We start from the raw sequence: 12,225 nt of genomic DNA, 5'->3' as shown, positions 1-12,225 counted from the left end.
ACCACTTGTGCCGCAGCCGGAAAGGTCGTGCCGAACTCACTCGGCATCCTGCAGACCTCGGGGACCCTGATCGACATCCTGGCCGCCCGCCGCGCCGACGCCGTCACCAGCCTCAAGGCGACGCTGGCCGCATACCAGCGGGCCACCGCCACCACTCAACCCCAGCGCACCGTCCCCGCCCCACCACTCGCGTCACGAACCACACGACAGACGCGGTGACGCCCGACCGTGGCCCGCATGAACCATTCCCGCAGACCGGAAGCCCCTCCTGTGCCCACCCTCGAAACCTTCGCCTCGGCGCTGGCCGCCCGCCTGCCCGGCGACTGGACCAGCACCTACGAGCACTACACCCGCTACGAGGACCAGTTCCCCACGACCACCCGGCTCTGGGACAACGGACATGTCTCGGACCTCGCCAGCACGTACGTCGGACACGGGGCCGTCCTTCGTGGCCCCGAAGATCAGGAACTGTACGTCACCGATCGGCCACGATTCCCCCACGAGGTCGTCGTCGCCCCGCTTGCACCGGACTGGTCCGGGATCAAGCGCCACCACTTCTTCGGCGTCGAGGAGCCCTCCGGCATCGCTGTGCCCACCGACCCCGTGCGCGCAACCGCCGCGGTCACCCGTCGGCTCCTCCCGCGGTACAAGCAGGCTCGGCTGGAGGTGCTCCAGAAGATGAAGGAAGAGCCCGATCCTCCCCAGCGTGCCGCCCCGGCCCGCACCGACCGGGTCATCACCCTTGCCCGCTATGCCGACGGCGTCATCGGGGCACCGTACGAGAGCATCCCGCCGGACGCCCGGGGAACTATGTACGCCCACGGATTCCAGTACCACCCACACCAAGGCGCGTTCCTCCTGCCCGCCGCGTACGGAGACAGGGAGCGCGCGCTGCGGATTCAGTCCGTCGCTCAGAAGCTCGCGGCCAAAGGCATCGGCGTCGACGTCCGCTACACCCCGCCAGACGCTCCTACCGCACCCGCCCCACCCGCACGGCCGGCTACCCCCGCACCCGCCAATGCCTCCGGGGCGGTCCACCGTCGGTGAAGGGCCATGAGCCCCACCGCTCGCGCACTCGCCAACCCAGCCGGCTCAGCACCCCTTGGAGCCCACCCGCCCCTCCCCGTCGGCGTCACCGCACGGCTTTCCCGGGGGAGGTGCATACTGCGATACCTCGGCACTCCTTCAGGGCCTGACATACGGGCGGCGATGAGCATCGGGCGCCTGGGCTGTATGACCACCCCGGCCCAGGGCAGCCGCATCCCGCCAGGCGCGCTGTATGCGTGCGACAACAGCAGATTCGGCAGCGACGGCAAGGGCCGCTACTGGCCCGGCGCCGAGCGGTGGTTCGCCTGGTTGTCTCGCACCATAGGCCGCTACGGGCCCGATCGATGCTTGTGGGCGCTCGCCCCCGACGCACCGTTCGATGCCGTCGCCACTCTCACCGAGTCGCAGCCGTGGCTGGCCCGCATCCGCGAACTAGGCGTCCCGGCGGCCTACGCGGCGCAGGACGGTTGCGATCAACCCGGGCTGATGCCCTGGGACGATTTCGACACCTTGTTTTTGGCGGGAACCACGCAGTGGAAGCTCGGCCCGGTCGCCGAACGGCTCGCCCGCGAGGCTCGAGCCCGGGGCAAGAGCATCCACATGGGGCGCGTCAACTCCCTTGTCCGTCTGCGGGTTGCTGAGTGGTTCGGCTGCGACAGCGTCGATGGAACCTACCTCGCCTACGGACCCGACAAGAACCTCCGGACGCTTCTCCGGTGGCTCGACGAACTCGACGATCGGCCCTCGCTCCTCGGCAGCACGCACCCTCCCCACGATCCCGGCTGGGCGGCCAGAACATCACCGCCCCCGCGTCACGCGCCCTCCCTCGCCGGAAGAATCACCCCGGCCACACCGCCGGAAAGACCTGCGCGTCCCCGGACCCGCTGACCCCAGCACACACCACCACCGACCCGAGGTTCCTTGCCCCCTCACCCCGACTTCGAGCTGTACGACAACGTCGGCAGGACGTCCGAACAGATCGCCGCCGCGTACACCGGCTCCGCCACACGCGACGACCTACGGCGCTGGGCCCGCAGGGACTCCGAGGACTTCCTCGCCCGGCACCCGCTGCCCAGCGCTCCTTCGCCGAGGCTGGACCCCGGCCCGTACGTCGCAGCACTCGCCGCGGCCAGGACGCCCGCCGAGGTGAGCGCCGTCACCCAGCACCTCCTGGACGCCGTCTTCCCCGTCGTCCGCGAGATGAGCCATCTCCTCGTCGACATCGCACGATGGGAAGGCCGACACCGGACTGCCGCCCCGGACTCCCCACCCAAGATGCTGATGGCCGCTGCCAGCCGCTGCCTGGACGCCCTGGCCCTCGCGGATCAGGCCGACATCCGCAGTCTGCGCGAGAAATACGACACGCCTCATCCGCGAACGGCTCCGACATCGCACTCGATCACGCCTCCGGCGCCTCCCAAGGCAACCGGCCACACACCCGGACGTTAGGCCGCGACCGGGCTTCCCCCGCTGTTCCGCACCCCCTTCAGGAGGTTCCCGCACCTTTGCATCCCGACACCCACTTCGCGTTCGGCGTCCACGAGGCGCACGGCTTCGTCGCCTCCTTCCATGGCTTTACCGTGCAGGCCGACTTCCGCCTCGATCCAGCCCTCTCCGCCACCGCACCGCGCCCCGTCCGGCCGAATGGACTCACGGAGCGCCGCAGCCGTCTCGCCCAGGCTGCCGCCGCTACAACAACTCAGCGTGACGTCACTGCACCGACGACTTCCGCGCCGGCGGCCCGGCCGATCCCGCCGAGGCCGTCCTACGCACCGACCGTGCACTTGACGGCATCGGGCGACGGGCGGGCCCGATGACAGTGACCAGCACTCCGCCCCCTGGCACACCCAGGCCGAGCGCCGCGGAACTCTCCAACGCCGCAGGCAACTTCTGCATCCGCATGTCGGTGATCGGCTTCGCGGCCGACGTCGCGCTCGACAACACGTGTGATCGCCACGGCCGTACCGTCCACCCCGGCGCCGCGGAAGCCGCGCGGGCCCACCGCGACAAGGCCGCGGTGGAGGCGTACCGCACCCATCTCGCCCCGCACGCCGAGGCCCTCCTCGACGTCGCCCGCCTCGTGCTCGACGAGCTGCCCCCGGCCCGGCACCTGGCGGGGTGGCGAGCCGTACTGGACGGCCTGGCCGCCTCCACCGCTGAGATCCGCCGGGTCCTCGACCGACCCGTCGACCCCGGCTCCGGGGACGAGCGCGCTCAGCACGCGGCCTTGTGGCCCCACCTCACCGTCTGGGCGGACCACGGCTACATCGCCAGCAACCTGGCCGACCAGCGCGACGGCGGCCGGCATCAGACAAGTCCGCTCACCGACGAGGAACGACAGAAGTGGACCGACATGGCCGTGGCCGCGCAGCGGCGCGGTGAGCTGGAGCTGACCGAGTCGTGGTACGCGGCCGACGGGCAGCCGATCACCCTCGCCTACCTGGTCGAAGGCGAAGATTCCACAGTGGTCGCCCTGCGTGGCGACCCGGGCGTACCCGGCTGGCAGGTCATCGGGCACTACACCCATGAGTACGAGGCGGGCAAGGACCTGCCCGCTCCCGTCCCGCCCGGCGTCCTGCGCCCGGACCACTCCCGGCACAACCGCCCCGCACCGGCGCCAGAGATGTCCCTGCAGGACCTCATCCGCGATGTCGTCGAAGGCCGGACCGCCGGTGACGCATCGAACGCTCTTCTCGGCGCCGTCCAGCGCGGCTACGCTGCCGGCCCCATGATCCGGCTACAGGAACTCCTGGAGACGAGCGCGCAGTTCGCCAGTGCTCTGGAGACCGCTCAAGGCCGGCAGACCGCCGCCCGGCTCTCCACGCTGGGCCGCCAGATCGAGTTTCTCACCCGCGAAGTCCAGGACGCAGCCGAGGACCTCGGGGCGACGGTCGCCGTCCTCCCCCCGCATCGCACCCCCGCTCCGCGCGCACGACCGCGCCCCTCCGTGGCCACCTCACCACCCGTTCCGCCGCCCCTCGCCGGCAGGCCCTCCCGCCACCACTGACAGGAAATCCACCGTGCCCGAAGAAGCACCAGCAGAGCCGTTCATCCCGATCCGGCACAGCATCACCGGCGAGATCACCACCACCCGCTACAACGCGGCAGCCCGGCGAATCCTGCTCCAGTCCGGCTTCGAAGAGACGCCGGGCTGCGTCTGCCGAGCGACGGAACTTGGTACAGAGGGGGCCGCTCCGAAGCCAGGGAGCTGCTCGTCATCGGCCGTCGCGTGCCCCTGGGCCGAGCCCTCGGTCGGCCGATGAGCGCCACCGCACGCCCCGGTTGTCGCGGTCGCCAATGCCAGCACAGTCCGTGAACCTTGCATCGCCAACTCCGCCCGCACTCAGAGCTGTTGAAGGACACGCGTTTTGACCATACCCGGACCGCCTACCAGCCCCACGCGCACGAAGGGCGGTGAACTACGGGTCAAAGTGGCCCGGCTGCTGGCCAACCGGCCAGCGGATGCGCTCACCATCGGCGACATGGCCAGGCAGCTGGGCCACTCCCACGGCGCCGTCCGCAATGCCGCCCTCACCCTGGTGCGACGCGGTGAGGCCGACCAAAGCGGCGCCGGGCAACCGGAGTTCCGCGCGAACGCGCAAACTGCCGCAGCCGCGCGAACCGCTGTGATCAGCCGACCGGGCACCCACGCTCCCCGCGCCCGGGCGGCCACGGCCCGCACGACCATGCCCACCGCAGCCACGCCGAAGCAGACCGGCCCGATCCGCCGCCCGGGGGGCCAGGTCTACCACCCCCGGGAGCTGGCCGATCTACCCGACGTCGAGGCCCTGAATCGCTTGCGCGACGCCGACGTGCCGGTGCTGCTCTACGGCCCTCCGGGCACCGGCAAGACGAGTCTGGTGGAGGCTGCTTTCCCGGACCTGCTCACCGTCGCCGGTGACGGCGACACCACGGTCGGAGACCTGATCGGCGAGTACACACAGGCCGATTCCGGCGCCTACGTCTTCCAGTACGGTCCGCTGGTCACCGCAATGACCGAAGGCCGCGCCCTGCTGATCGATGACGCGACCCTCGTCTCGCCGAAGGTGCTGGCGGCGCTGTATCCGGCGATGGACGGGCGCCGGCAGATCCAGGTCAAGGCCCACAAGGGCGAGACCATCAAGGCCGAGCCGGGCTTCTACGTGGTGGCGGGCCACAACCCGGGCGTCCACGGTGCCGTTCTGACGGAGGCGCTGTCGAGTCGGTTCAGCGTGCAGATCCAGATCGGCACGGACTACGACCTCGCCCTGGCACTGAGGATCGACGCCCGGGTGGTCCGGGTCGCCCGACACCTCGCCCACCAGGTCGAACTCGGCGAACTGGGCTGGGCCCCCCAACTGCGAGAACTGCTCAGCTACCAGAAGACCGAGGCCGTCCTAGGCACCAGCGCCGCGCTGGCGAACTTGGTCGGCATCGCTCCTGTGGAGGATCGCGACATCGTCGCCGATGCCGTCATCAAGGCTGTCGGTGTCAAGAAGATCGCGCCCCTCACCCTCGGCAAGCAGCTCCCCGCCTCCGCCGCCCGGCAGCCCTCGGGCAGCACCAGCTCCGCGCTTCGGGGCCGCTCGCGATGAGCGCCCACCACCACGTCCAGCCCCCGGCAACCACCCAGGACGACGACGCCGACCTCGCACGCTGGGACGACGACGGCGCCCCACCCGCGCAACCCCGCACCTCCCCCGCCGCGTGGCTGCGTGTGGGAGCCGAGCTCGGTGACCGGCTGGTCGCCCTCTCCGGCCGCCAGGACCTCCTCGTCACCTGCCGCCCCGGCACGCGCAGCGGCGCACCGGCCGCATTCTTCCCCACCCTGGGCGAGGTCGAATTCGACGCCCGGCTGTTCGCCCCGCTGAAGCCTCACGAGATCCATCCGCGAATCGTGGGCGACGAGGAGCGGTATCCCGCCGCCTGGGGAGTGTTCGTCCACGAGGCCGCGCACGCGGCCCACTCCGTCTGGACGCAGCCTGCCGGAGCCGACCCCCGTGTCGTCGAGGCCGCGCTCCTGCTGGAGGAGAGCCGCGTCGAAGGCGCACACCTGATCACGCGGCCCACGGACCGCACCTACCTGCGCACCAGTGCCCGGACCCTGGTCATGCCCGACATCACCCACCCCACCCTCCAGGGCATCGAACAGGCCGCTGGCATCGCGGCCCTGATCCTCGGCCGCCGTGACGTCGGCATCCTGGACGCCGGCGAGACGCAGGCCGTCGCCGATCTATGCGAAAAGGTGCTGGGCGCAGACCTGCTGGCCACCCTCACCCGCATCTGGACCGCAGCCCACCAGTGCGCCGACCACGACGGCCCGACCATGCTCACGCACGGTCAACAATGGGTCGACGCCCTGGACGCCGCGGCCCCCACCCTGCCCGTGCCAGCGGGTCTCGCCGATCTGCTGTCCGGCGCCGTGCGGGTCGTCATGGACAGCACGGCAGCCACCGACGCCGCCGACCTCGCAGCACACGAGGCAGCGACCAACGCCGTAGCCGCGAAGTCCAAGGCGCAGGCTCGGGAGCGCGCTCAGCGGGCCGGCCTGCGACGCAGAGCTGCCGCCACCGCCAAGTCGGTCTTCAACCCGCGTGGCACCACCGTCAACCCCGACGGCACACCGGCGCCCTACAGCACCCCGGTCACCCGCACCCGCAGACCCACCGCCGCCGAGAAGAGCGCCGCCGCCCGCCTGAGCCGCGCCCTGCGTGCCGCCGCCTACCGCGAGCGGATCGAGGAGCGGACCACCAGCCCCACCCCGCCCGGCCGCCTCACCATGCGCGCAGCCCTCGCCCGCGACGCCCAGCTCGCGGCCGGATCGGTCCCCACCGCGGAGCCGTTCACCCACACCCGCCGCCGGGCTGCCCCCACCCCGCCGCTGCGTGTAGGTATCGCCGTCGACGTCTCCGCCTCGATGCGTGCCGCCTGCGCGCCCGTCGCGTCCGCCGCCTGGATCGTGGCACGCGCAGCCGCCCTGACCGACCCCGATTCCCTCACCGCCACCATCGCCTACGACAAGCACCTGACCGCACTGGCCCGACCCACCCACCGAGCACCGGAGCGCGTCACGAACTTCAAGGCCACCGGTGGCCGCCACAATCTCGGCGACGCCATCGACGCCCTCGACCACGGCCTGGAACTCAGCCGCCCCGGCGCCGGCCGACTCCTCGTCATCGTCACCGACGCCCGGTACGGCAGCGACGAAACGGCCCAGGCCGTCACCCGCATCCAGCAGCTCACAACCGCCGGTTGCGCCGTACTCCAACTCACGCTCACCGAGGAGTCCCGGCACCTGCCGGGGACCACCTTGCTGCACCTGGACCAGCCCTCCAGCGCTCCCGCCGCCATCGCCACGGCGGCCACAAACGCCATTCGCAGGACACGCTGAAACACCACCAGAAGACAGAAAGTAGGAATAACCATCGCAATCCGTACGCAGTGGACCGTGAAGCACACCTGCTCCCACCAGGTCGTCCATGACCTTTCCGGCCGCCCGGCCGACAGGCGGGCCGGCTTCGCACGCTGGCTCGCGGCGAAGGACTGCACCGACTGCTGGAAGGCGGCGCGCGAGGCCGACACCGGCTCGAAGGAGCAGTGGCTCGCGGCCAAACGGGCCGCCGAGCAGGAGAAGGCCACAGAGTGGGCGAAGCAGTTCGACATGCCGCCGCTCGAAGGCCCGGAGAGGATCCTGGCCTGGGGCGAGCGCTCCCGCCACCAGCTGATGACCGCCGCCCACACCGCGCTCGTGGTCGAAGGCGTTTGGGACGAGGCGGACTGGGCGGAGCTGGAGGAGAAGGCCCGGGGCGTCAGCCGTGCCGGCTGGTGGATCGACCAGCGCGACGCCGATGGCCAGGACGTGGTCGAACTCCTCGACGCGGCCGGTGAAGCCGACCGTTCGACGGAGAACCCGTTTCGCTGATCGCGGGGAACATAGCCGGGAATCGCCGGTTAGCCAAACCGGCGTTCCTCCGGACTATTGATGCTCCCACCCCGCCACCTGCGGAAGGACCTCATGTCCCAGCCTCCTCGCACCTTGGCGTTCGCGCCGACGCCCGACCCGCACACCCCCGAGCGGAACATCACGCACCAGCATTTCCAGGCCGGTGACACCGTCGTCGTCCTCAAGGGGGTGGCCGGCAGTGAGTTGTGGGGCGACTCGATGCGTGTGGTCGCCCCGTCCTGGCACACCCCGACCGACGAGAACGGGTGGCGGGTGCGGGATGCGACCGGAGGAGCACAGTCCTACGTCACCGCCCACCCCCGCTACCTCGTGCACCTCACGCGTCACTGCCCTGACTGCCTGATCCACCTCCGGGCCATGGAGGACGCTCTCCTGGCGAAGTTCGCCGGCCGGGAGGAACTGATCGACTGCGGCTGGTACACCACCACCGCCCTGGGCCAGATGGTTCATGTCGCCGACATGCGAGGCGGCCGGTGATCCCCCACCTGCACGAACCGGTGCACATACCGCACAGCCAGATCGCTGAGGCACTCGGACACTCCGTCTCCTCCCCCGAAGACCTGGCGTCGCACACGGTCGTTGCCGCCTGGCCGGGGCTGGACCGCTACACCCTGGACGGGGAGCAGTGGACCTGGACGGCCAGGCAGTGGGCCGAGCACCTCCAGGACCCGTACCTGGAGCATCCGTTCGCTGCGAGCCCGAACGGTGACCGGCACGCAATCCTCCACCTCGAAGTCGATCTTCACCCGGACGACCGAGCGCTGACCAGACACTGGTGGTCCGAGATCGCTCACCGTCTCGCACGAACCGCGACCATCGAGCTGCCCGGCAAGGAGAGCCTGAGCTGCCGGTGGGTTGCCTTCCAGGCTCTCCCCGGGCGCCTCGATCTGATCGCGAACCTCATCACCCTCGACGGTGCCTGGCACTCCCTTCCCGACGACGTCGTGGAACGCCTGGAAGCCGAGGCACGCCTCATCGAGCAGGACCTCGGCCTGACCCCCTCCCGCGCTGCGCGGCCGGCCCCCACCTCGACGGCACTGCTCGCGAGCGTCCTCGCACAGCTCGCCGACGAGCACACCGGTCCCCTGGCCGCGGTCCGCGGGCTCATCGAGCACACCGCGCGCCAAACCGCTCACCAGGCCGGTGCAGCCGACACCGCCACCGCCCACAGCCTGCTGCTGCTCGCCCGCCGCGTCTACGCCATCCAGGAAGACCTGGGCCGCACCGCGACTCGGCTGGCCAAGCCCACAGCAGTCGTCGAACCACCCGCTGCCCGACGCGCAGCCCACCGATCACCGTAGGAGAAACGTCCCTGCCCCGTATCGACCGCTGCGTGAAGATCCGCCGCGACCCGGACTCCGAGGAACTCCTCGCCCGCGACGGCGACGCGCAAGCGCACAGCATCCTCCAACGAGTCGGCTTCGTCCCCGTCGTTCGCGTTCACGAGAGCTACCACCGAGTTCCCACCGGTCTGGCCGCCCAGGACGAGGACCGTCTGGCCACCGAAGCTGTCGCCCGTCTCCGGGCGCAGGGGCACCACGTGGTCTGCGACGCCGACTTCGAAACCGACCACCGGCCGGCCAGTTACCTGCCGCCCGGCTCCTCCGTCTCTCACCTTGCCGACCTCCTCGGTGAGGCCACCACCACGGACGAGGCGGCCGATGCCCTGACCGAGCTGACCGCTCCCCACGACGGCATCCTCACCGCCGTCGAGGAAGTCCTCATCGCTACCGCCGACTTCTACGACGGGCTCGGAGAACCAGCCGACCCGCACATCGCCCGGCGGCTGCGCTACCTCGCCGACGAGGTCCTCCGCAGCATCCACACCGACCTCTCCGACACCCGCAACCAGCTCGCCGACCGGCACGCCCCGCACCCCGGCCGCAGCACCTGCGCCCAGGCGGTCCCGGCCAACGAACACGAACGCTCCGCTGTGTGCGCATGCCCGCCCCCGCCGCGCACGCTCCCGCCCCCGCCGCCCCCGGTGGCCGTCGGTCTGCGCCGCTGACCCTCATCCCGCCCAAGGACACCATGCACGAGCACCACGACATCTCCGATCGCCTCGCCTCCTACGCCGACGTCCTCGCCGGGGAACTACCCGGCGGCCCCTGGACCAGCTCCCACCTTCCTGCGGAGGCGAAGGACGATCTCGCCGACCTCTCCGACCGGATCTGGGACCTGGACCTGGTCGCCGCCTCCCTCGCCGAGCACCCGCTCCAGCAGGCGGCCCTCCTGAGCCGTCCGGACGGCGCCCAACTCGTCGTTCTGGACCGGCACGACGAACGAGACGGGTTCCTCATCGCCGCCGTCGCCCCGCGCGCCCTGCCCGACGAGGCGTACCGTGCCGTCCCCGAGCCCAACGGAATCGCCCTGCTCGACGACCCGTTCCTGAGCGCGGAACAGGTTGCCGGCGATCTACTCACCCGCTATGACACCGCGCTCGCCCAGGTCCGCAACAACGCCCTCGGAGGTACCCAGCCCTCCCAGCCGGACCGGATCGTTCTGACCTGGCAGACGGACGGCAGCGTCGCCACCGCACCTGTCGACCACCGTGCCGGTGCGATCCTGCTCGCCCACGGCTTCGTCCAGGACCCGCAGGACGGCATTTACCGGCTCAACGGCGACGACACCCAGGCCCAGGCACGCGCCCTGCGCAATATCGGCCCCCAACTGGAGGCGATCGGTATCGGGACCGGTCTGCAGCACGCCTCGGGCCGGACCACGCCGACCACCATCCCGGCGTCCGCCCCGCCGGCTCCGGCGGGCGCCCGCACCCCGTCGGTCCGCGGCCGATGAAGCAGCAGCCCCTTCTATCCCGAATAACTCCGCCGATCAGCGCCCTACGCAGTCCCCGGCTGGCGACAGCCCTGTTCCGCCACTACGTGCGCACCTGCGTCCTGACCGGCCCCGACGGCACGTCCCTTCTGGCCGGCGCCCGCCCCGAGGCCGCCCTCGCGAAGACGCAGTGCCGCCGCCCCCACCCGTCCACCGACCCGGAGGAGCATGTCTCACCCCGCCCCCTACCCGATAGGGCTGGCCAACGAGATCACCCGGCAGCTCCACCTGCTCGCTGACCACCTCGCCCAGCTCCCTCCACACCAAGCGACGCAGGTCATCGCACGCGTCCTCGACCCGGACGACGGACTGCTCGACGGCGTCACCGGACTCCTCTCCGTGAGCAGCACGTTCGCCAAGGGCCAGGCCGAGCGCGGTGTGCTACCAGCCGAAGGGTGGCTGGCTCTGGGCCGGGCGACCAACGACCTCGACGCCATCGGCGAAAACCTCGACGAACACCGCACCTCCCTCCGCCGTCTGGGCACGCAGCCCGCAACCGGCGCGGCGACACCCCCGACCCCCGCACCGCTCGTCGTCCGGAGGCACCGGTGAACCGGATGAAGCAGGGGCAGGGCTGGAGCCCCGAGCAGCCCGAGCAGCACTACCTCGTCCAGCCCCGAACCGTCGCCGGGGGAGGCGACATCCGGCACGTATCCGAATACCTGCGCGCGTCAGGATGGCGCGACAGGTCCACCAAGCGCGGCCCGGTGCGCATGGAAAGCCCGGACCGCACCCTGCGCGTCGCCTACGACCCCCACGGTCAGCCCGGCGGATGGACGATCCACGGCAAAGCAACCGGGGCCAACGAGGAGTGGTCGGCGCACCTGGGCCGGCAGACCCCCGTGGAGATCGTCGCCGGCCTCACCGACGCCCTCACCCTTCCTCGCTCCGCCCACGCCCCGAACGTCTGGGCGCCGCTGGCAGAAAGCGGCTGGAACGCGCGGTTCGAGGGCAACAGCTACTCGGCGACCAGCCCGGACGGCACCGCATGGCTGCAGTACCGCCAGGAGACCGACGGGACAGCGATGTGGTGGACCGGAGCCAACGACACCCGGGGCAACAGCTGGCGAGGCGCCTTCACGCCGACCACTCCCCTGCACGTAGTCCAAGCCTTCGCCACACAACTCGCCTCCCCGGAACCGGTGATGCGACCACGGGGACGCGTCCCGCACAGCTCGAAGATCCGCACCTGGTCGGTCAGTGTCACACCGTCTCAGCTCGGCGCCTGGCAGCAAGCCCGCATCAACACCGCCCGCGCCGCCACCTGGTCCCGTAACTCCCACCGTTCAGCCAGGCCTTCCACCTCCACACCGCCCTACGCCCACGCCGGCAGCGCCCGCACCCGACGCTGATCCGGGCACCGGCCACCACAACGCCGTACACGTACGCAGCCAGGTTCC

The 12,225-nt window shown here is 71.1% G+C and carries 16 protein-coding genes; all 16 read left to right on the top strand.

The features are described 5' to 3' along the window. Positions 1 to 27: 27 nt before the first annotated feature. The 16 genes from AB0L33_RS28990 to AB0L33_RS28915 all read left to right on the top strand — a co-directional run bounded on the left by AB0L33_RS28990 (position 28) and on the right by AB0L33_RS28915 (position 12,177). Positions 28 to 219: a hypothetical protein gene (locus AB0L33_RS28990; protein WP_365686142.1), complete on the top strand. Its 192-nt coding sequence runs from the start codon at positions 28 to 30 to the stop codon at positions 217 to 219. A 51-nt stretch (positions 220 to 270) separates the two neighbouring features. After that, positions 271 to 1,047, top strand: coding sequence for a hypothetical protein (locus AB0L33_RS28985; protein ID WP_365686140.1), 777 nt, complete (start codon positions 271 to 273; stop codon positions 1,045 to 1,047). A 186-nt stretch (positions 1,048 to 1,233) separates the two neighbouring features. Then, the gene (locus tag AB0L33_RS28980) at positions 1,234 to 1,935 is read left to right on the top strand and encodes a hypothetical protein (protein ID WP_365686139.1); all 702 of its coding nucleotides are present in this window, start codon (positions 1,234 to 1,236) and stop codon (positions 1,933 to 1,935) included. Positions 1,936 to 1,968: 33 nt separating this feature from the next. Then, positions 1,969 to 2,496, top strand: a complete 528-nt coding sequence (locus AB0L33_RS28975; RefSeq protein WP_365686137.1) for a hypothetical protein — start codon at positions 1,969 to 1,971, stop codon at positions 2,494 to 2,496. 56 nt (positions 2,497 to 2,552) lie between these two features. Beyond that, the gene (locus AB0L33_RS28970) at positions 2,553 to 2,864 is read left to right on the top strand and encodes a hypothetical protein (protein ID WP_365686135.1); all 312 of its coding nucleotides are present in this window, start codon (positions 2,553 to 2,555) and stop codon (positions 2,862 to 2,864) included. Continuing rightward, positions 2,861 to 4,054, top strand: a complete 1,194-nt coding sequence (locus tag AB0L33_RS28965) for a hypothetical protein (RefSeq protein WP_365686134.1) — start codon at positions 2,861 to 2,863, stop codon at positions 4,052 to 4,054. The genes AB0L33_RS28970 and AB0L33_RS28965 overlap by 4 nt, the downstream gene beginning before the upstream one ends. Before the next feature lie 43 nt (positions 4,055 to 4,097). Beyond that, on the top strand, positions 4,098 to 4,310 hold the full coding sequence (locus AB0L33_RS28960; RefSeq protein ID WP_365686290.1) for a hypothetical protein: 213 nt from the start codon (positions 4,098 to 4,100) through the stop codon (positions 4,308 to 4,310). Positions 4,311 to 4,478: 168 nt separating this feature from the next. Beyond that, the gene (locus AB0L33_RS28955; RefSeq protein WP_365686289.1) at positions 4,479 to 5,621 is read left to right on the top strand and encodes an AAA family ATPase; all 1,143 of its coding nucleotides are present in this window, start codon (positions 4,479 to 4,481) and stop codon (positions 5,619 to 5,621) included. After that, positions 5,618 to 7,417 (top strand): hypothetical protein, encoded by a 1,800-nt coding sequence (locus AB0L33_RS28950; protein ID WP_365686132.1) that lies wholly within the window; start codon positions 5,618 to 5,620, stop codon positions 7,415 to 7,417. The genes AB0L33_RS28955 and AB0L33_RS28950 overlap by 4 nt, the downstream gene beginning before the upstream one ends. 57 nt (positions 7,418 to 7,474) lie before the next feature. Further along, entirely contained in the window at positions 7,475 to 7,948 is a 474-nt protein-coding gene (locus AB0L33_RS28945) for a hypothetical protein (protein WP_365686131.1), read from the top strand. Positions 7,949 to 8,041: 93 nt separating this feature from the next. Beyond that, a complete protein-coding gene (locus AB0L33_RS28940; RefSeq protein WP_365686129.1) occupies positions 8,042 to 8,467 on the top strand; it encodes a hypothetical protein in 426 nt (141 codons plus the stop codon). Further along, a complete protein-coding gene (locus AB0L33_RS28935; protein WP_365686128.1) occupies positions 8,464 to 9,291 on the top strand; it encodes a relaxase/mobilization nuclease in 828 nt (275 codons plus the stop codon). Before AB0L33_RS28940 ends, AB0L33_RS28935 begins: the two co-directional genes overlap by 4 nt. A 32-nt stretch (positions 9,292 to 9,323) precedes the next feature. Then, positions 9,324 to 9,998, top strand: a complete 675-nt coding sequence (locus AB0L33_RS28930; RefSeq protein WP_365686127.1) for a hypothetical protein — start codon at positions 9,324 to 9,326, stop codon at positions 9,996 to 9,998. 23 nt (positions 9,999 to 10,021) lie between these two features. Further along, complete coding sequence (locus AB0L33_RS28925; RefSeq protein ID WP_365686125.1) at positions 10,022 to 10,786, top strand: hypothetical protein; 765 nt, start codon at positions 10,022 to 10,024, stop codon at positions 10,784 to 10,786. A 207-nt stretch (positions 10,787 to 10,993) separates the two neighbouring features. After that, a complete protein-coding gene (locus AB0L33_RS28920) occupies positions 10,994 to 11,377 on the top strand; it encodes a hypothetical protein (protein WP_365686123.1) in 384 nt (127 codons plus the stop codon). Between the two features lie 5 nt (positions 11,378 to 11,382). After that, on the top strand, positions 11,383 to 12,177 hold the full coding sequence (locus tag AB0L33_RS28915) for a DUF317 domain-containing protein (protein ID WP_365686287.1): 795 nt from the start codon (positions 11,383 to 11,385) through the stop codon (positions 12,175 to 12,177). Positions 12,178 to 12,225 lie beyond the last annotated feature (48 nt).

This window comes from Streptomyces sp. NPDC052299 (assembly GCF_040679335.1).
Taxonomy (GTDB): domain Bacteria; phylum Actinomycetota; class Actinomycetes; order Streptomycetales; family Streptomycetaceae; genus Streptomyces.
Note: the sequence above shows the minus strand (reverse complement) of the source record. Positions and strands in the feature narration are given on the sequence as shown.